This window comes from Tabrizicola sp. TH137 (assembly GCF_002855575.1).
GTDB lineage: Bacteria > Pseudomonadota > Alphaproteobacteria > Rhodobacterales > Rhodobacteraceae > Paragemmobacter.
Window position 1 is genome coordinate 903782 of record NZ_PKRQ01000001.1, and the last position, 19022, is coordinate 922803.

The 19022-nt window shown below is 60.1% G+C and carries 22 protein-coding genes; 9 read left to right on the plus strand and 13 right to left on the minus strand.

Features of this window, described 5'->3' with window-relative positions; genetic code table 11:
- Positions 1–4: 4 nt before the first annotated feature.
- Both hemW and C0V75_RS04525 read left to right on the plus strand, forming a co-directional pair.
- Positions 5–1159: a radical SAM family heme chaperone HemW gene (gene hemW / locus C0V75_RS04520; RefSeq protein WP_101919664.1), complete on the plus strand. Its 1155-nt coding sequence runs from the start codon at positions 5–7 to the stop codon at positions 1157–1159.
- Entirely contained in the window at positions 1156–1512 is a 357-nt protein-coding gene (locus tag C0V75_RS04525) for a YbaN family protein (protein WP_254216367.1), read from the plus strand. The genes hemW and C0V75_RS04525 overlap by 4 nt, the downstream gene beginning before the upstream one ends.
- Here the strand turns inward: C0V75_RS04525 and C0V75_RS04530 are convergent.
- From C0V75_RS04530 to C0V75_RS04560, 7 genes are all read right to left on the minus strand, one after another.
- Positions 1487–2395 (minus strand): ParB/RepB/Spo0J family partition protein, encoded by a 909-nt coding sequence (locus C0V75_RS04530; RefSeq protein ID WP_101919665.1) that lies wholly within the window; start codon positions 2393–2395, stop codon positions 1487–1489. The two genes, C0V75_RS04525 and C0V75_RS04530, sit on opposite strands and share 26 nt — an antisense overlap.
- Positions 2395–3216, minus strand: coding sequence for a ParA family protein (locus C0V75_RS04535; RefSeq protein ID WP_101919666.1), 822 nt, complete (start codon positions 3214–3216; stop codon positions 2395–2397). The genes C0V75_RS04530 and C0V75_RS04535 overlap by 1 nt, the downstream gene beginning before the upstream one ends.
- Positions 3209–3826: a 16S rRNA (guanine(527)-N(7))-methyltransferase RsmG gene (gene rsmG / locus C0V75_RS04540; RefSeq protein WP_101919667.1), complete on the minus strand. Its 618-nt coding sequence runs from the start codon at positions 3824–3826 to the stop codon at positions 3209–3211. The genes C0V75_RS04535 and rsmG overlap by 8 nt, the downstream gene beginning before the upstream one ends.
- Complete coding sequence (gene mnmG / locus C0V75_RS04545; protein ID WP_173861029.1) at positions 3823–5691, minus strand: tRNA uridine-5-carboxymethylaminomethyl(34) synthesis enzyme MnmG; 1869 nt, start codon at positions 5689–5691, stop codon at positions 3823–3825. The genes rsmG and mnmG overlap by 4 nt, the downstream gene beginning before the upstream one ends.
- A gap of 11 nt (positions 5692–5702) precedes the next feature.
- The gene (gene mnmE, locus C0V75_RS04550; protein WP_101919669.1) at positions 5703–6977 is read right to left on the minus strand and encodes a tRNA uridine-5-carboxymethylaminomethyl(34) synthesis GTPase MnmE; all 1275 of its coding nucleotides are present in this window, start codon (positions 6975–6977) and stop codon (positions 5703–5705) included.
- 27 nt (positions 6978–7004) lie between these two features.
- Complete coding sequence (rho, locus tag C0V75_RS04555) at positions 7005–8276, minus strand: transcription termination factor Rho (RefSeq protein ID WP_101919670.1); 1272 nt, start codon at positions 8274–8276, stop codon at positions 7005–7007.
- A 140-nt stretch (positions 8277–8416) separates the two neighbouring features.
- Complete coding sequence (locus tag C0V75_RS04560; RefSeq protein ID WP_101919671.1) at positions 8417–8866, minus strand: CopD family protein; 450 nt, start codon at positions 8864–8866, stop codon at positions 8417–8419.
- 415 nt (positions 8867–9281) lie between these two features.
- On the opposite strand from C0V75_RS04560, the gene C0V75_RS04565 reads away from it, so the two are divergent.
- From C0V75_RS04565 to dnaQ, 4 genes are read left to right on the plus strand one after another with little or no spacing between them, the layout of a single operon-like run.
- A complete protein-coding gene (locus C0V75_RS04565; protein WP_101919672.1) occupies positions 9282–9878 on the plus strand; it encodes a nucleoside triphosphate pyrophosphatase in 597 nt (198 codons plus the stop codon).
- A complete protein-coding gene (locus C0V75_RS04570; RefSeq protein ID WP_101919673.1) occupies positions 9875–10714 on the plus strand; it encodes a shikimate dehydrogenase in 840 nt (279 codons plus the stop codon). The genes C0V75_RS04565 and C0V75_RS04570 overlap by 4 nt, the downstream gene beginning before the upstream one ends.
- Positions 10711–11304: a dephospho-CoA kinase gene (gene coaE, locus C0V75_RS04575; protein ID WP_101919674.1), complete on the plus strand. Its 594-nt coding sequence runs from the start codon at positions 10711–10713 to the stop codon at positions 11302–11304. The genes C0V75_RS04570 and coaE overlap by 4 nt, the downstream gene beginning before the upstream one ends.
- Positions 11297–11998 (plus strand): DNA polymerase III subunit epsilon, encoded by a 702-nt coding sequence (dnaQ, locus tag C0V75_RS04580; RefSeq protein WP_101919675.1) that lies wholly within the window; start codon positions 11297–11299, stop codon positions 11996–11998. Before coaE ends, dnaQ begins: the two co-directional genes overlap by 8 nt.
- A 35-nt stretch (positions 11999–12033) precedes the next feature.
- On the opposite strand, the gene secB is transcribed toward dnaQ, so the two are convergent.
- Together secB and C0V75_RS04590 are read right to left on the minus strand one after the other, a co-directional pair.
- Positions 12034–12543: a protein-export chaperone SecB gene (gene secB / locus C0V75_RS04585; protein WP_101919676.1), complete on the minus strand. Its 510-nt coding sequence runs from the start codon at positions 12541–12543 to the stop codon at positions 12034–12036.
- A gap of 59 nt (positions 12544–12602) precedes the next feature.
- On the minus strand, positions 12603–13088 hold the full coding sequence (locus tag C0V75_RS04590; RefSeq protein ID WP_101919677.1) for an FxsA family protein: 486 nt from the start codon (positions 13086–13088) through the stop codon (positions 12603–12605).
- Positions 13089–13233: 145 nt separating this feature from the next.
- On the opposite strand from C0V75_RS04590, the gene C0V75_RS04595 reads away from it, so the two are divergent.
- The 3 genes from C0V75_RS04595 to C0V75_RS04605 are packed head-to-tail and all read left to right on the plus strand — an operon-like array spanning position 13234 to position 15532.
- On the plus strand, positions 13234–13899 hold the full coding sequence (locus C0V75_RS04595) for a Tim44/TimA family putative adaptor protein (protein ID WP_101919678.1): 666 nt from the start codon (positions 13234–13236) through the stop codon (positions 13897–13899).
- Entirely contained in the window at positions 13899–14918 is a 1020-nt protein-coding gene (locus tag C0V75_RS04600) for a murein transglycosylase A (RefSeq protein ID WP_101919679.1), read from the plus strand. Before C0V75_RS04595 ends, C0V75_RS04600 begins: the two co-directional genes overlap by 1 nt.
- Positions 14918–15532, plus strand: coding sequence for a Smr/MutS family protein (locus C0V75_RS04605; RefSeq protein WP_101919680.1), 615 nt, complete (start codon positions 14918–14920; stop codon positions 15530–15532). Before C0V75_RS04600 ends, C0V75_RS04605 begins: the two co-directional genes overlap by 1 nt.
- 6 nt (positions 15533–15538) lie before the next feature.
- Here the strand turns inward: C0V75_RS04605 and C0V75_RS04610 are convergent, their stop codons facing one another.
- The 4 genes from C0V75_RS04610 to trxA form a co-directional block, all read right to left on the minus strand.
- A complete protein-coding gene (locus C0V75_RS04610; protein ID WP_143710380.1) occupies positions 15539–16612 on the minus strand; it encodes an alpha/beta hydrolase in 1074 nt (357 codons plus the stop codon).
- A 99-nt stretch (positions 16613–16711) separates the two neighbouring features.
- Positions 16712–18010: an ATP-dependent protease ATPase subunit HslU gene (hslU, locus tag C0V75_RS04615; RefSeq protein ID WP_101919682.1), complete on the minus strand. Its 1299-nt coding sequence runs from the start codon at positions 18008–18010 to the stop codon at positions 16712–16714.
- A 9-nt stretch (positions 18011–18019) separates the two neighbouring features.
- Entirely contained in the window at positions 18020–18577 is a 558-nt protein-coding gene (gene hslV / locus C0V75_RS04620; protein WP_101919683.1) for an ATP-dependent protease subunit HslV, read from the minus strand.
- A gap of 98 nt (positions 18578–18675) precedes the next feature.
- Positions 18676–19002, minus strand: a complete 327-nt coding sequence (trxA, locus tag C0V75_RS04625; protein ID WP_101919684.1) for a thioredoxin — start codon at positions 19000–19002, stop codon at positions 18676–18678.
- Positions 19003–19022 lie beyond the last annotated feature (20 nt).

Consider the following 19022-nt stretch of genomic DNA (forward strand, 5'->3'; position numbering starts at 1 on the left):
GCAAATGGAAGATTGGCGGGCCGGGGGATTTGGTCTTTACATCCATTGGCCGTTTTGCCAGTCGAAGTGCCCCTACTGCGACTTCAATAGCCATGTCGCCGCCTCCATAGATCAGCTCCGCTGGCGCGACGCTTACAGGCGCGAGATCGCGCGGACCGGTGCAGAAACCCAAGGTCGCGTTCTTGAAACCGTCTTCTTTGGTGGCGGCACGCCGTCACTGATGGATCCAGGAATCGTCGCCGACATTCTGGATGCGGTTCGTGCAACCTGGCCCATGGTCAACGATCCAGAGATCACGCTTGAAGCCAATCCTGGCTCTGTCGAAGCCGGGCGCTTTCGTGCGTTCCGCGAGGCGGGGGTCAATCGGGTTTCGATGGGCGTTCAGTCCCTGCGGGACGAGGATCTTCGGCGCCTGGGGCGGATGCATACTGTTAAGGAGGCCAAGCAAGCCTTTGATATCGCTAGAAAAGAGTTTGATCGCGTCAGCTTTGACCTGATCTATGCAAGGCAGGGCCAGACGGTTGAGGACTGGCGTTCGGAACTTGCCGAAGCGCTGACCATGTCGGTTGACCATCTGTCGATGTACCAACTTACCATTGAAGACGGCACTGTCTTCGCCGAACGCTTCGCCAGAGGTATGTTGCGGGGTTTACCGGACGAAGACGTTCAGGCTGACATGTATGCCGCAACGCAGGAAGTCTGCGCAAAGCACGGAATGCCAGCCTACGAGATATCCAACCATGCGCGCCCCGGCGCGGAAAGCCGTCACAACCTGATCTATTGGCGCATGGGTGACTATATCGGGATCGGCCCCGGCGCACATGGACGGCTGACCCTGAACGGTCGCCGCTGGGCCACCGTAGCACCCCGGTCGCCTGGTGCATGGCTCGCCGCGCTGGAACGGGGCGAGGCGGGTGAAGATCAGCGCGAGGAAATCTCCAGTCCGGATCAGGCGATCGAGTATCTGCTGATGTCGATGCGCCTTCGGGAAGGGATGGATCTGGCGCGGTTCGAGCAGTTGTCCGGTGCCCGATTGAACGCCGGGAAAGTGCAGAACCTTATCGAGTTGGGCCTTGTTAGAGCCGAAGATGGGCGTCTGGCCGCTACGGATGACGGGCGGATCGTCCTGAATGGCATCTTGAGGGAACTCATCGCTTGATCCGCATCTTCTGGACCCTTGGCGGTGGGATCGCTCTGCTTTTTGCGATTGCAGGGACGGCCTTGCCTTTGGTTCCGACGGTGCCGTTCCTGCTGCTTGCGGCCGTCTGCTTTGCACGATCCTCGCAGACTCTGCATCACTGGTTGCTCAATCACCCGCAGCTAGGCCCTCCCATCCGTCAGTGGCGGGATCGGGGCGCTATCGGGCGGAGGGCAAAGGTCCTTGCCAGTGTTTCCATCGCAGCGGCCTTTGCCGGTTCGATCTGGCTCGGCATCGCGCCATGGCTACTGGCCCTTCAGGGGGTCGTGCTGGCTGGTGTTGGCATGTTCATATGGACACGTCCCGAGGCATAGCCGACAGCGCCCTGCAAAGCAGATCAAGATCGTCCAGACTGCGGTAGCGGATGGAAAGCACGCCGCCCTCATCGACGCCGGCATGATCAATCGTCACCCGCATGTTCAGATTGGCAGAAAGGTCATTTTCAAGCGCGCGCGTATCGGCATCCTTGTCGGAGCGTCCCCGCGGACCACTTGCCTTCCCGGTTCCCTTCTTTTCCGGATCACGGGCCAGCGCCTCCGTCTCACGAACAGAAAGGTTGCGCGCGATGACCTGGCGGGCCAACTCTGCGGCGTTTGACGCTGTGATCAGCGCGCGCGCATGCCCGGCAGAAAGCCGCCCCTCCCTGACATGGGCCTGAACCTCTTCGGGAAGCGCAAGCAACCGCAGAAGGTTGGCGATATGGCTTCTGCTTTTCGACAGCGCTTCTGCCATCTTCTCTTGTGTATGCCCAAACCGATCCATCAATTGCCGGAAGGCGAGGGCCTCTTCGATTGCATTGAGGTCGGCGCGCTGGATGTTTTCGATGATCGCGACTTCGATGACTTCCGAGTCGGTGAAATCCCGGACGATCACCGGAAGCTCATGAACCTGTGCCATCTGCGCGGCGCGCCAGCGCCTTTCTCCGGCAACAATCTCGAACCGCCCATCGGCGAGCGCACGCACGATCAGGGGCTGGATCACCCCCTTGGCGCGGATAGACGCCGCAAGCTCATGGAGCGCATCAGGCTGAAAATCCCGGCGCGGCTGGTTCGGGTTCGGAACAAGCTTTTCGACGGGTACGAGCAGATCAGGGCGACGCGGGCGATCTGGCGTCAACGGATCCGTCTCGACAGCCACATCCGCCATGAGTGCAGAAAGACCGCGGCCCAGGCCGCGGCGTTCGGATTTCTTGTCCATCAGACTGTCTCCTGCGCTTGTGCGAACGGATGCCGGGACGCCAGTTCGGCGGCAAGTGCGCGATACGCCTCGGAGCCCTTTGATGCCGTATCGTAGGACAGAACGGGCAACGCGAAACTGGGCGCCTCAGACACGCGGACATTCCTTGGGATAATGGTCTGGAAGACAAGATCACCCAGGTTCTGCCGAGCATCGGTTTCCACCTGCTGGCTCAACCTGTTGCGTCCATCATACATCGTCAACACTATACCTTCTATCCTCAAGCCTGGATTTGCGGTCTGGCGAACTTCACGAACCGTAAGCATGAGCTGCGACAAGCCCTCCAGCGCAAAGAACTCGGATTGAAGCGGAACAAGCACGGAGTGGCAGGCTACCATCGCATTGACCGTCAAGAGGCTCAGAGATGGCGGGCAGTCGATCAGGATGAAATCGAGATTGAACGCATCTATCGCCGGCTGGCGCAGAGCGTCATGCAACAGAAAGCTCCGCTTTTCATTTGCCACAAGTTCCATGTCGGCCGAGGAGAGATCGGCATTTGCCGGGCAAATGAGAAGGTTCGGTATGGTGCTCTGCTGGATCACGGCGTCAAGAGGGGTGTCGTCGAGCAGAAGATCATACGTGGTGAACTTTCGCTGGGCGACATCCACCCCGAGGCCGGTCGACGCATTCCCTTGTGGATCGAGGTCAACAAGCAGAACCCTCGCCCCAAGTTCGGCAAGCGCTGCTGCAAGGTTTATGGCGGTCGTCGTCTTGCCGACACCGCCCTTCTGGTTGGCGATCGCGATGATGCGAGGCTGCTTTGGCCGGGTAGGATCAGACATGCGACATGGACCTCACGGCTAGGATTGCACCTTCAGGGTCAGTGGTGCTTTGATGTACCTGAAGCTCGAACTGCCAGTCTTTTCGAGCAAGTTCAACCTCTTGCCGCCAGTTTGCCCCCTTGAGAAAGAGGCAGGTTGCGCTGCCATCTGGCGAAATATGCCGTGCTGCGTAGGACAAGAGCAGTGGCAGGGGCGCAAGTGCCCGCGCCGATACCGTCTGGGCGTTCTGTGGCGACGCCTTCTCGATCCGCTGCGCAATGACATTGGCGTTTATCGACAACTGATCAACGGCAAGTCGCAGGAAGGTCGCCTTTCGCTGGTCAGCTTCGATCATCGTCACGCGAATGGGCAGATCCTGCCCGGCAGCCATACAGGCGACGACAAGTCCAGGAAAGCCTCCGCCGCTTCCAAGATCAACCCAGTGGCCATGGTCGGCGCCGAGTGAAAAGATCTGGGCTGAGTCCATGATATGGCGATCCCAAGCCTGATCGAGGCTTGAACGTGAAACAAGGTTGATTGCCGGGTTCCACTTCTTGAGGAGCGCGTGGAGAAGTTCCAGCCGCTCCAATGTTTCACGTGAAACGTCCAGCGCAGCGGTGTTCATGGTCATGCCGAGAGGGTTTGACCGCGCTCCGCCTTGCGGAGATGGGCCAGGATCAGGGTCAGGGCAGCCGGCGTCATCCCCTCGATCCGCGCCGCCTGGGCCAGATTGGCAGGCCGAACACGATTGAGCTTCGTCAAAAGCTCATTTGACAGCCCTGAAAGCCGCCCAAAATCGAAATCTGCCGGGATCCTTGCCTCTTCCTCCTTTTGCAGCAGGCGCGCATCGGCCTCTTGGCGATGAAGATACTGGGAATAGAGCGCGTCTGCCGCAACCTGGTCACGGATCTCTGTCGGACATTCGGCAAAGCCTGGAAACAGCATTTCGACCACTGCGCGCGCCTCTTCTCCCAGCGCAAGAATCTCATACCCATTCCGGCGTGCGCCGTCCTGGCTGAGGTGCAAACCGTGGGGGGCAAGCTCCCGCGGCGAGAGTCGGGCCGTTTCAAGCACGGCCTTCGCCGCCGCTATCGCTTCCATCTTCTCGCCAAAGCGGCGACAGCGATCTTCATTCACACAACCGAGCGTCAGACCCAGTGGCGTCAGGCGTTGATCTGCATTGTCCGCCCGGAGAGCCAGCCGGAACTCGGCGCGCGAAGTGAACATGCGATAGGGTTCTGTCACGCCTCGGGTGATAAGATCGTCAATCATCACGCCGATATAGCTGTCGCGCCGACTGAGGATCACCGGGTCAGCCGATTGAGCATGCAGCGCAGCATTCAATCCTGCAACGAGACCCTGAGCCGCCGCTTCTTCATAGCCGGTCGTGCCGTTGATCTGGCCTGCGAAGAAAAGGCCAGAGATCTGGCGCAGTTCCAGATTCTGTTTCAGTGCTCGGGGATCGAAGAAATCGTATTCGATTGCGTAGCCCGGTTGCAGAATGGTGACATCCTCAAGACCATCAATCGTTCGGACATAGGCCTCCTGCACTTCTTCCGGCAAGGATGTCGAAATCCCGTTTGGGTAAACGGTATGGTCATCCAGCCCTTCCGGCTCGAGAAACACCTGATGACCGGACTTTTCCGCGAACCGAACCACCTTGTCTTCAATCGAGGGGCAGTATCGGGGTCCGACACCTTCAATAAAGCCGCCATACATGGCAGATCGTGTCAGATTGGCGCGAACGATCTCATGGGTGCGCTCATTTGTATGGGTTATCCCGCAGGAAATCTGCGCTGCCTCTGGTGATCGGTTCATAAACGAAAAAAGCACAGGTGCTTCATCGCCGGGCTGCTTTTCAAGGCGATCCCAGTCGATGGTTCGACCATCCAGCCTTGGCGGTGTACCGGTCTTCAACCGACCACGGGGAAGGGCGAGATCGGCCAGACGCTCCGCAAGACGAACAGACGGTGAGTCACCAACACGACCGCCTGGACGACGCCGATCCCCGATGTGAATGACTCCATTCAGAAACGTTCCGGCAGTCAGGATCACGGCCTTCGACATCACCTTCGTGCCGTCACCAAGAACAACGCCTGATGTTCTGGTGCCGTCCATCAAGAGGTCCACAACCTCGCCTTCAAGAATAGAGAGGTTGGGTTGGCGACGAAGGACGTCCTGCATTGCCAACCGATACAGCTTTCGATCCGCCTGCGCGCGCGGGCCTTGCACGGCGGGGCCCTTCCGACGGTTCAAAAGCCGGAACTGAATCCCTGCCCGGTCAGCAACACGCCCCATGACACCATCCATGGCGTCGATTTCGCGCACCAGATGGCCCTTTCCCAAGCCCCCGATGGCGGGATTGCACGACATCACGCCAATGGACTCGGCGCGCAGCGTAATCAGTGCGGTCGAGGCGCCCATCCGCGCCGACACCGCAGCAGCCTCACTGCCCGCATGGCCACCCCCGATGACGATGACATCAAACTGTTTCACGTGAAACATCCTCATTTCCCGATGCAGAAGCTGGCAAAAATCTCGTCAAGGAGTGACTCGACATCAACTCTGCCCACAAGCGCCTCAAGCGCACGGATCGCAGCTCGCAACTCGTCTGCGGCAATCTCCGCCCGCGTTGCGCCCTTCTCTATCTCAAGCCTCGCCGATTCCATAGCCCCGATCGCACGCGTGAGCGCAATGCGGTGCCGTTCGCGCGTCACCACACCTGCGCCCGCAACTTGCCTGGAGAGCCGGTCGCCTATTGCGTCGATCAGCTCCGATACACCCCTACCCGTAAGGCCGGACACTCCTTCCCCGTCCTGGTCAGCCTTGCCTCGCACCACCAGATCATCCGGTCCCGGTTGCAACTCAGGCAAGGGATCGTCGCTCAACAGGAAAACCCGCAAATCGGCCGAGCGCGCGCGCTTGATCGCAAGGTCAACCCCAATACGCTCTACCTTGTCCTCTGTCTCACGCAATCCGGCCGTATCGAGCAGGGTCACGGCAAGGCCCCGAATATCCATCCGGACCTCGATCACATCGCGGGTTGTGCCAGCAATTTCAGATGTGATCGCTGCCTCTCGTCCCGCTATCGCATTCAGAAGCGTGGACTTCCCTGCATTGGGCGCTCCCACGATGGCCACCTCGAACCCATCCCGAATTCGCTCTGCTGCCCCGCTTCCCGCCACCTCGCTGCGCAAGTCCTGCAAGACCGATGTTACAAGATCCAGAACCTCCGGACCCACATCCTGCGGCACCTCTTCATCGGCAAAGTCTATCGTCGCCTCAATCAAGGCCGCAGCACGCACGAGTTTTGCCCGCCATAATTCGGCACGCCGACCGATCGCCCCGGAAAGAACGCGCATCGCCTGCCGACGCTGCGCCTCGGTCTCTGCGTCAATCAGATCAGCCAGACCTTCGACCTGGGTCAGATCCAACCGACCGTTCTCCAATGCGCGGCGGGTGAACTCGCCGGGTTCGGCAAGGCGAAACCCGTCCATCGTCCCTAGCACCCGCATAACAGACTGGATGACGGCAACAGAACCGTGAAGGTGAAGTTCGGCCACCTTTTCCCCGGTGAAGCTGCCACCTTCCGGAAAGATCACGACAAGCGCCTGATCCAGAACCGCGCCCTGCCATCGCAAGGTCCGCAAAACGGCAGTCCGTGGAGTCGGACAAGACCCTGTCAGCTGAACCACCGCTTCATGCGCTTTGGGGCCGGAAAGGCGCAATACCGCCACCCCGGCCTTGCCGCGCGCGCTGGCCAAGGCATAGATCGTGTCCATCAGGATCAACCCTTTGATTCAGAACACTTATGTGTTCATTGAATCGAAGAACTCCGAATTTGTCTTCGTCTGCTTCAGTTTGGAAAGCAGGAACTCGATGGCATCCGTCGTTCCCATCGGATTCAGAATACGCCGCAGGACATAGGTCTTCTGAAGGTCGATCTTGTCGACCAGAAGATCCTCTTTCCGCGTCCCGGATTTAAGGATGTCGATCGCCGGGAAGACGCGCTTGTCGGCAACCTTGCGATCCAGAACGATCTCGCTGTTGCCGGTACCCTTGAACTCTTCGAAGATGACTTCGTCCATCCGGCTACCCGTATCGATCAGGGCGGTTGCAATGATGGTCAAGGACCCGCCCTCTTCGATATTCCGCGCCGCGCCGAAGAACCGCTTCGGTCTCTGCAAGGCATTGGCATCAACGCCGCCCGTCAGAACCTTGCCCGAAGACGGAACAACCGTGTTGAAGGCACGCCCCAACCGGGTGATCGAGTCCAGCAGGATCACGACGTCCCGCTTGTGCTCTACAAGTCGCTTGGCCTTTTCGATCACCATTTCTGCCACGGCCACGTGCCGTGTCGCCGGTTCGTCGAAGGTGGAGGAAACAACCTCTCCCTTCACCGAACGCTGCATGTCGGTCACTTCCTCGGGCCGCTCGTCGATCAGAAGGACGATCAGATAGCATTCCGGATGATTCTTCTCGATCGAATGCGCGATGTTCTGCAAAAGCACGGTCTTGCCGGTGCGGGGCGGTGCAACGATCAAGGCTCGCTGCCCCTTCCCGATCGGACAGACAAGGTCAATGATCCGCGCCGACCTGTCCTTGATGGTGGGATCCTCGATCTCCATCTTCAACCGCTCATCGGGATAAAGCGGCGTCAGGTTGTCGAAGTGAACCTTGTGCCGTGCCTTTTCAGGGTCGTCGAAATTGATCTTCGTCGCCTTGACGAGGCTGAAATAGCGTTCGTTCTCACGCGGTGCCTGGATGACACCTTCGATGGAATCCCCTGTCCGAAGCGAGAACTGCCGGATCATGTCTGGGCTGACATAGATGTCATCCGGCCCCGGCAGATAGTTTGCCTCCGGGCTGCGCAGAAAACCAAACCCGTCCTGCAAGACCTCCAGAACCCCATCACCGCCGATTTCGAAACCTTCCTCGGCATGTTCCTTGAGGATCTGGAACATCATCTCGCCCTTCCGCATGGAGGGCGCATTCTCGATCTCCCATTCCTCAGCCATTGCCAGAAGATCAGCAGGTGTCTTGGCTTTCAGGTCGGAAAGGTTCAGCCGTTCGGTGGTCATGTGCGGAAAAATCCTGAAGCGGCGCAGCCACGGCGCGCCCTTGTCTGTCAGTGGATTGGAAACTGCCCTTGGCCGGACGGCCATGCATCCCGGCAGATACGAAGGACAGGGGGAAAAGTCAACGACGGCGACAGACAGTCCTAGAATTTAAGGACAACCGAAAAAACGATCACCAGAAGCAAGACAGTGGGCACCTCGTTCATCATTCGGTAGTGACGCCCTGTCAGGACGTTCTTGCCAGCCATGAAATCCTTCCTGCGCAGTCCAAGCCAGTGGTGGAACCAGGTCATGCCGATCACGGCCGCGGCCTTTGCCCATGGCCAGACCTCCGACCAGGAAACGATACCGGGCGTAAAGACCAGGGCCAGACCAAACACCCAGGTCGCGATAAGGGCCGGGTTCATGATTGCGCGAAGAAGGCGGCGCTCCATGGTCTGGAACAGATCATCGGTTGCTGTTCCACGCTCCACGGCCTCCACATGATAGACGAACAATCGCGGAAGATAGAACAGACCCGCCATCCAGGCGATGACTGAAACGATATGCAGCGCCTTGGTCCAAAGGTACCAGTCCGCCAGGAAGTCATCCATTCGTCGTCGTCCTACTCATTGCTCCCCTTCTTCTTAACAATAAGATTTGAAAAGAGAATGATGATGCTGGCCCTGTGGACAGCAGAATATCATGGTTAATCCTTTCTTTCCTCCACAGGCGGAGCCATGTGGAAAAAGCAGGGAAAACTCTTGATGCTGAAAACAGGAATGAACAAAATTAAATAAAACCAATAACTTAAAGTGATTCAAGATGAACACTTCATCCACAGGCACCCTGCCAGTCAGGACAGGTGAACGACTTTTCCTCCGCGGTCGCTCTCCCGTTCCCACAGGTGGACAAATCGCCTCTGCTCATCGAGAACTCCACAGCCTGCCTGTTCTGCCCCCCTGGGCGCCAGAACAAACCCCAAGAGCACCGCAGGAACAAAACCGGAGTTTCCACAGGATCGCCCCCATGCCGCAGATCATCCTGGCCTCTTCATCCAGCATACGGCTGCAATTGCTTCGCAACGCGGGTGTCCTTGTGGAGGCGATGCCGTCGCGGGTGGATGAAGACTCCATCCGGGATGCTCTTCTGTCCGAAGGCGCGGGTGCCCGCGATCTGGCTGATACCTTGGCCGAGATGAAGGCACGCAAGCTTTCCGATCGGCTGCCCGCCGCCGTGGTTCTGGGCTGTGACCAGGTTCTCGCCTTCGATGGAGAAATCTGGGCAAAACCTGAAACGCCTGATGCAGCCCGGGCACAGTTGCAAAGGCTTCGTGGTCACACGCACCGCCTGTTCTCGGCTGTCGTGCTATATGAGGCAGCAAGGCCCGTCTGGCGGCATATTGGGGAGGCCCGGCTGACGATGCGTTCGTTCTCGGATGCGTATCTGGATGACTACCTGTTGCGGAACTGGACAGAGGTCCGCCACTGCGTCGGCGCCTACCAGATGGAAGGCGAAGGCGCGCGCCTCTTTTCGCAGGTGGAAGGCGATCACTTCACGATCCTTGGCCTGCCCCTCCTGCCTCTTCTGAACCACATGTCCCAGCGGGGTTTCATCCCGGCATGACGGATCATCCGCGCATTCCCCTTGCGGCCGTGATCGGCTCGCCCATAGCACATAGCCGCTCGCCCGCGTTGCATGGCTATTGGCTCAAGAGATACGGCATTAAGGGGTTCTACATTCCCATGGATGTTGCGCAGGCCGATCTGGAACAAGTGCTCCGGATGATGCCCAAAATGGGTTTCGTCGGAGCGAATGTGACCATCCCGCACAAGGAAGCCATTCTCAACATCGCTGATGTAATCACTGACCGGGCTGCGCTGATTGGTGCTGCCAACACGCTGATCTTTCGCAAGGATGGCAAGATACAGGCCGACAATACTGATGGCGCGGGTTTCATCGCGAATCTGCGGCAGGCCGCTCCCCATTGGACGCCCTCGATCGGTCCGGCTGCCGTGTTCGGTGCAGGTGGCGCCGCGCGGGCGGTGATTGCTGCCCTGATAGAAGTGGGCGTTCCGGAAATCCGTCTTGCAAATCGGACACGCGCTCGCGCGGATGCGCTCCGGTCCGATTTCGGGGCAAAGGTCCATGTGCATGAATGGGTGCAGGCGGACGCCATGATCGACGGCGCGACGACTGTCGTGAACACCACCTCGCTGGGGATGACCGGGAAACCCGACCTAGTGCTGCCTCTCGATTCTCTGTCACCCCACGCGCTTGTCACAGACCTCGTCTACACCCCGCTGAAGACGCAGTTCCTGATCGAGGCGGAAGAGCGTGGTGCCACCGTGGTTGATGGCCTTGGCATGCTTCTTCACCAGGCGGCCCCCGGCTTCGAACGCTGGTTTGGCCAAAGGCCCGAGGTTGATGATGCCACCCGCAGTGCGGTGCTTTCCGCATGACGCCCTTCCGCCTGGGCCTGACCGGGTCAATCGGGATGGGCAAATCGACAACGGCCGATCTCTTCGCTGCCGAAGGCATCCCTGTCTGGGACGCGGATGCCGCCGTTCATCGTCTCTACGCCAAGGGCGGTGCCGCCGTCCTGCCAATCGGCGCGCTCCATCCCCCGTCAGTCTCTGATGGCAGCATCGACCGGACGGTCCTGAAGACCTGGATTGCGACAGATCCGACCGCATTGCCGCGGATCGAAGAAGTTGTGCATCCCTTGGTCGCCGCTGATCGCGCCGGATTCCTTGCGCAGGCAGATGCAGATATCGTCGTCTTCGACATACCTCTTCTGTTTGAAAAGGGCACAGAGACGCAAATGGACGCCACGCTCGTCGTCACCGCGCCCCCGGTTCTTCAGCGCGCAAGGGTGCTGGCCCGTTCCGGCATGACCGAAGCCCAATTCGCTGCCATCCTCGCGCGGCAGATGCCCGACGCGGAAAAGCGGGCAAAGGCGGATCACATCATAGAAACCCTGAGCATGGACTCGGCCCGCGCCTGCGTGCGCGCCCTCATCGCACATATCCGGGAGTATCGGGATGCGTGAAATCGTAATGGACACGGAAACCACCGGACTCGAACCCTCCGAAGGTCATCGGATCGTTGAAATCGGTGCCGTCGAACTGTTCAACCACCTGCCCACAGGGCGCACCTACCACCAGTATATCAATCCGCAGCGCAGCATGCCGAAGGAAGCCTTCGATGTGCATGGTCTGGGCGACGACTTCCTTCGCGACAAACCGGTTTTCAAGGCAATCGCCCCTGCCTTTCTCGAATTCATCGGAGAGGCGAAGCTTGTGATCCACAACGCGCCCTTCGACATGAAGTTTCTCAATGCTGAACTTGAAGCGGCTGGATTTCCAACCCTGCCGATGACGCGCGCCCTCGATACCGTGGCGGTAGCACGCAGAAAGTTCCCCGGGGCGCCTGCCTCCCTTGATGCATTGTGCCGCCGATTTGGCGTCGACAACTCTGCCCGCGAAAAGCATGGCGCCTTGCTCGACAGCGAAATCCTTGCCGAAGTCTATCTGGAACTGATCGGTGGCCGTCAGCCCGATTTTGCGCTGGCGACGGCCGAGACAGCGACAGCCACACCCACCAGGGAAAACCAATCCGACGGCTGGCGCCCCCGCCCGCGTGCAACGCCGCTGGCCTCGCGCCTTACCGAGGAAGAGGCGAATGCCCATGCCGCCTTCGTTGCCAAGCTTGGCGAAGGCGCAATATGGAAAAGGCGCGCCTGATCAGGCGCGCCCTCTTTGCAAGACCCGACAGACGCTCAGTTTACGGTCGGCTGCGACTGAGCGGCCTGCGCCCTGCGTGCCAGCTCCTGACGATACAATGTCACGAAATCGACAGTGTCGATGTTCAGGGGCGGGAACCCGCCATCGCGCGTCACATCGGAAATGATCCGCCTTACGAAAGGAAACACCAGACGCGGGCATTCGATCAGAAGGAACGGATGCAACTGCTCTTCGGGCACACCTTCGACATGGAAGATCGCGCCATATTCGACCTCAAGAAGGAACAGCGTCTCTCCATTGGCCTTGTTCTTCGACGTGCAGCGATACTTCGAGATGATGTCATACTGATGATCGACAGGGCGCTTGCGGGCATCAAGGCTCACGGCCACCTGGATGTCGGGCTGAACCTCGCCCGAAGAAACGCCCTTCTTGGCCACCATGTTCTCGAACGACATGTCACGGATGAACTGGGCCAGAACCTGCATTCGGATTTGCGGCTGTGCCGGCGCTGCACCTGCATCTGCGGCGGTGGTTTCTTCGGCCATCCCTGATACTCCCTGGCGAACCGTTGTCGCAGCGTTCCTATCAGGAAGGCAACTGCGCCTCAATGCCTCGTCCAACCCGATGGCGGGCCAGTCCGGGGCGTAGGGCCTGCGGATTTCTGTTCGTCCAACTCGACGAATTCGCCATCAATCACGATGCCGTCACTGCGCCGTGCCGGCTGATCAGACCGCATCGAGACAACGCCCATCCGCTTGGCCAGGGCCGCCACAAGCGCCGCCCGGAACGGTGGCACCAGCAACAAGACACCCAGGAGATCCGTCAGGAAGCCAGGCAAGATCAAAAGCAAGGCGGCAAGGGCCTTCAACACGCCCTCACCCGCCGCGCCAAGCGGGTCGCGCATCCTGCCCATCTCGTTGCGCAGACGCTCGGCGTTTCTCAGGCCCATGCGCTGCAACAGCATCACGCCCGCCACACCCGTCCCGATCACGATCAGGAGTGTGAGCCAAAGCCCGATCCACCCACCGATCACAACGAAAAGGGCGATTTCGATCAATGGCCAGAGCAGAAGAAGGGCAAATGCGGGCATTCGATGAACCTCTCGGCCATTTCAACAGGCTTTTCAGCAGGTCGTGGCATGGACACGCGACCCCATGACCCCTACATAAGGGCCAAGTACATCATATACCAACCCCAAGCCCTGCCGCATCGCGGCATCGCACCCAGAGGTTCCGATGAGTTCTTCCCTGATCCAGCTGCTGGTTCTGGCCGGGATCGCCATTTTCCTGATCCTGAAGCTGCGCTCCGTCCTGGGCACGCGGGAAGGCTTTGAAAAGCCTCCGATCCCGCTTGATGACATCCGCCCGGCAACCAAGCCGCGGCGTGATTTCGAAGTCATCGAAGGCGGTCCCGACCGCGACATCACCGACCATGTCGCCGATGGTTCCGATGCAGCAAAGGCTCTTGCCGGAATGAAGATGGCGGAACCGGGCTTCAACGTGTCCTCCTTCCTGTCCGGCGCACGCGGCGCCTATGAGATGATCCTCATGGCCTATGAGAAGGGCGAGGTGGACAAGGTCCGCTCCTTCCTGTCGCCTGAAGTGGCGGATACTTTCGACGAGGCAATTCGCCTGCGCGAGGAGCAGGGCCTGAAGGTCGAGGCAAGCTTCGTGGGACTTCGCGAACTCGCCCTGCACGACGCGAACTTCGACCGCGAGTCGCGCGAGGCAGAGGTGTCCGTCCGCTTTGTCGGCGAACTGACGTCGGTTGTTAAGAATGCCGCCGGCGAAGTGGTCGAAGGCAGCCCGACGGAAATCAAGCGGCAGCGCGATATCTGGACCTTCGCCCGGAAGATGGGATCGAACGATCCCAACTGGCAACTCGTCGCTACCGGAGATTGATGCGCAGCGCCCTTGCAGCGGCTATGGTTCTGGTCGCGATGACGACCAGCCCAGCCCCTGCCGAAATCCTGCGCTTTGCCGATCTTGAAGGATGGGCTGAGGACGATCACCGTTCTGCTCTGGCAGCGTTCAAGGAAACCTGCGATCTCTTGACAGAGGGAGACTGGGTTCCGCTCTGCAAACTGGCAGGTGATGCGGCGCAGACCCCTGACACGGCCCGCCAGTTCTTTGAGCTGTTCTTCCGCCCAGTCGTAATCGGGGACCCGCCCGCCCTTTTCACAGGCTATTTCGAACCCGAACTTGCAGGCTCCCCCGTCCGAACGCCACGCTTTGCCTGGCCTATCTATCGACGCCCGCCGGAACTGCGCGACGGACAGGTCTTCCATACCCGCGCCGCCATCGAAGCAGGAATTCTCAGGGGCCGTGGGCTGGAACTGGCATGGCTGGATGATCCGGTTGATGTGTATTTTCTCCAGGTCCAGGGTTCCGGGCGGATCAAAATGCCAGATGGCCGCGTCATGCGCGTGGGCTATGCCGGCCGCAACGGCCACGCCTACCGCTCTGTCGGTCAGGAAATGGTGCGACGCGGCACGCACAGCATGGATCAGGTTTCGGCACAGGAGATTGCGACCTATGTCCGCAACCACGCCGGATCAGACCTGCTGAACGTCAATCCGTCCTATGTCTTCTTCCGGACAATTGACGATGTTCCTCCCGAAAAGGGCCCGATCGGCGCGATGGGCCGGTCCATCACGGCCTTTCGCTCTGTTGCGATAGACCCGGCCTTTACGCCTCTCGGCGCACCGGTCTGGATCGAAAAGGCCGGGGCTGATCCCATCCGCAGTCTGATGATCGCGCAGGATACTGGCGGGGCGATCAAGGGGCCGCAACGCGCCGACATTTTCTACGGTACCGGCCCTGCGGCAGGTGAGGCGGCAGGAACCATCAAGGATGGTGGCCGCATGGTCGTCCTTCTTCCCATCGACCGTGCCTATGCCATGCTGCCGGATGGAATGTGATGAGCCGCCGCCGCACCCTTCGCCCCGAGGAAGAGGAACTCTGGCAGGCTGTCGCACGCAGCGCCCGCCCTCTTCACCCCAAGGCCAAGGGCTTTCTGCGGGGGATCGAAACCGTAGCGCACCCCCATCCCCCGACCCCCGAGCCAAGGCCGCGCGAGGTGCAGACTCCGAAAGCCTGGCTTGAACCCTTCCGTTTGGGTCAGAAGGCCCGGTCTGCATCAGGCCATGACATTGCCCCCTCACTGGGCGAAACTCTGCGCAACGCGCCGGTGCAGATGGATGCAAAGCTTCACAGCAGGATGGTTCGCGGAAAGGTCATGCCCGAAGCGCGGATTGACCTGCACGGCATGACCCTGGCAGAAGCCCAACCCGAACTGATCCGCTTCATCCTGAATGCACAGACCGCCGGCCACCGTCTGGTTCTCGTCATCACCGGCAAGGGAAAGCGTGGCGATGATACGGGTCCCATCCCGCAACGGATGGGCGCCCTTCGGCATCAGGTGCCGCAATGGCTGCGCATGTCACCGCTGGGCCAGGCCGTTCTTCAGGTCAGCGAAGCGCATCTGAAACACGGCGGAGCCGGGGCCTATTACGTTTACCTGCGCAGGCGCTGATACCACTCAGTTCAACGCATCCCCGGTGATCTCTGCCACCGGCGTCAGGATGATCCGTGTCGCACTTCGGGCCGTCAGGATCACTCCAGGCAAAAGTCCGGCCCGACCTGCGGCATCATTGCCGAACGCCTGATCGACATCACCGATCCGACCCAACAGTCGGATCAGCGCGGGTGAGGTGCCGGGAACGAAATGTCCCGAACCCTGCGAAAACGCCCCGACATCCAGATAGGTTACTTCAAGTTCGGAAAGCTGCTCCACACTGTCCAGAGAACCAAGCCGTCCCTGCTGTCCGGTGATCAGCGCCGAAAGCCGAAGGACCCGATCCCGATCTGATCCAAAGATCAGGAAAGGCTGCGGCAAGGTCCCGATATCCTTCGCCTGCATGCGGAACACTTCCACATCAATGTCAGGTGAAATCAACACAACGCCACGAAGCTGGGGCATGATCCTGCCATCCTTCAACGCGATGTCGCGCAGGGCCTCCATCGACAGAAAGCTGCCCATCGAATGCGCCACCAACGTCACCCGCGTCGCGCCCGCAGCGATGGTTTCGCGGATAAGCTCTTCCAGCCCGGTCCGGGCAAAGACGACGGAGTCCCGGTCGTAAACATAACCCAGCGGCTCTGCCGCCGATGGCCAGGAGTAATGCAACGCGACCCCCGGCACCTCAAGATCATGCCGCAGTTGCGCGATGCGGTAGAGTCCTTCGGTAAAGGTATTGTTGAACCCATGCACGAAGATGATGGCTTCACGCCCATTCGCGCTCAATGCCTGATTCAGGTCGCGGCGGAAGTCGGTCTCCGCACTGTAGATCCGCTGGTCCGTCGTTACGAAGTCGGTCGAAACATTCGGCCGTCGCGGCGCCGGATACTTGATTTCGCCCACGTTGCGCTGGGGTGGGATCGCCACATCATACCGGGCAAAACGCATCTCCTCCGCACGTTGGCCCCCGAAGACACCACTGCCTTCCAGACCACGTGTCGTGCCGACAAAGACAGTCGATATGGGACCTTCGGCCGTTTCTGGCGGCACGACAACCATGACGCCCCGCGGGGTGCAGGCGGACAGGACGATCATCAGGGTTGTGAATGCCAACACGCGCAAATGCTTGGTCCCTTGAATACCAGACCCGATTGATCTGCCGCGCGCATTCCGGGGTCAAGCCCGGTCACACCGTCACAAGACGTAGCGGGAAATATCCGCCGATCGGGCAAGCTGTCCGACATTGGCCTCGACAAAAGCCGCGTCAACGACGACAGCCTCGCCCGAGCGATCCGGTGCCGTGAATGACAGTTCCTCGAACACGCGTTCCATAATCGTATAAAGCCGCCTCGCCCCGATATTCTCGACGCTCCGGTTGACATCGGCCGCGATGCGGGCAAGCGCGCCGATGCCGTCTTCGGTGAAACTCACCGCCACCTCTTCGGTCGCCATAAGCGCCGAATACTGCCGCGTCAGGGCATTGTCCGTTTCTGTCAGGATGCGGACAAAATCTTCCTCCGTCAGCGGCTGCAACTCCACCCGGATAGGAAGCCGTCCCTGAAGTTCCGGCAGCAGATCGGAAGGTTTGGCAATGTGAAATGCGCCAGATGCGATGAACAGGATATGGTCCGTCTTCACCGGACCGTATTTCGTGGAAACCGTTGTCCCCTCGATCAGGGGCAAAAGATCACGCTGCACGCCTTCCCGGCTGACATCCGCGCCCCGGGCATCGGACCGGGCACAGATCTTGTCGATCTCATCCAGAAAAACGATGCCGTTCTCCTGCACCGCCTCCAGTGCGGCTGCCTTCACCGCCTCATCATCCAGAAGCTTGTCCGCCTCCTGCCCGATCAGGATGTCATAGCTTTCCGCCACGGTCATCTTCTTGCGGGTAGATCGGCCACCAAAGGCCTTGAACAGATCCTGGAGCCCCTGCATCTGCATTTCCATCCCGTTGCCGCCGGGCAGCATGGCAAAGGGCGTCGCGTTGTCTTGCACCTCAAGCTCGATCATCGTCTGGTCCAGCTCGCCCCGCTTCAACTTCTGGCGGAACATCTCACGCGTCTGTTCACGCGCATCCTTTCCGGCCAACGCCTCGACCACACGCTCTTCTGCCGCCTTGTGCGCGCGGGCCTTCACCTCGTCTCGCATCCGCTGCCGCGTTTCGATCATCGCCGCATCCACCAGATCGCGGATGATGCTGTCAACGTCGCGCCCGACATAGCCCACTTCGGTGAACTTCGTCGCCTCAACCTTCAGGAAGGGCGCCTTCGCCAGCTTGGCCAGGCGGCGGCTGATCTCCGTCTTTCCCACGCCGGTCGGACCGATCATCAGAATGTTCTTCGGATAGACCTCGTCGCGCAGATCGTCACCCAATTGCTTGCGCCGCCAGCGGTTGCGCAACGCCACGGCCACGGCACGTTTGGCGTCGCGCTGCCCGATGATGAACCGGTCAAGTTCCGAAACGATCTCGCGAGGTGTCAGGTTCGTCATGGCGATGGTCTAGCCCTTGATCGTTTCGACAGTCAGGTTCCCGTTGGTGTAAACGCAGATATCCGCAGCAATAGCCATCGCCCGCCGCGCCACCTCTTCGGCTGGCAGGTCCGCCTGCATCAGGCCGCGGGCAGCCGCCAGCGCGAAGTTGCCACCTGATCCGATGGCCGCCACGTCATGTTCGGGCTCAAGAACATCCCCCGCCCCCGTGATCACGAAAAGGTCGCGCCCATCGGTCACGATCAACATGGCCTCAAGGTTGCGCAGGTATTTGTCCATGCGCCAATCCTTCGCCAGATCGACGCAAGCACGGGCAAGCTGGCCCGGCGCGGCCTCAAGCTTCTTTTCCAGACGTTCCAGCAGGGTAAAGGCATCAGCCGTGGACCCGGCAAAGCCGCAGACCACATCCCTCCCGCCCGGTGACAGGCGGCGCACCTTCCGCGCAGAACCCTTGATCACGGTCTGGCCCAGGCTGACCTGGCCGTCCCCCGCAACGACGACCTGCCCGCCTTTGCGGACGGCAAGAATTGTCGTGCCGTGCCAGCCGGGAAATCTGTCATCTGACATGGGGGCCTCCTGTATCTCAGCGCATATGGGCATGAGAGCGCCAAAAGGAAAAGGGCGACCGCCTCGGATCGCCCCTTCCTTTATTCGAAAGACGGAAGTCAGATCGCGGATTGAATCCAGGTCGCCAGCGCGGCCTTCGGCGCAGCGCCGACCTTGTTCGAAACCACCTGCCCGTTCTTGAACAGGAAGAGCGCCGGAATCCCGCGCACGCCAAGCTGGGCCGGGCTGTCCGGGTTTTCGTCCACATTGACCTTCACGATCTTGACCTTCCCCGCATATTCGGTGGCCAGCTCTTCAAGGGCCGGGCCGATCATGCGGCAGGGGCCGCACCATTCGGCCCAGAAATCCACCACGACCGGAATGTCCGACTTGCGGACCTCGGTATCGAAGGTGGCATCGGTGACGGCGACGGTCGCAGCGCCCATCTGTCATATCTCCTGAGTGG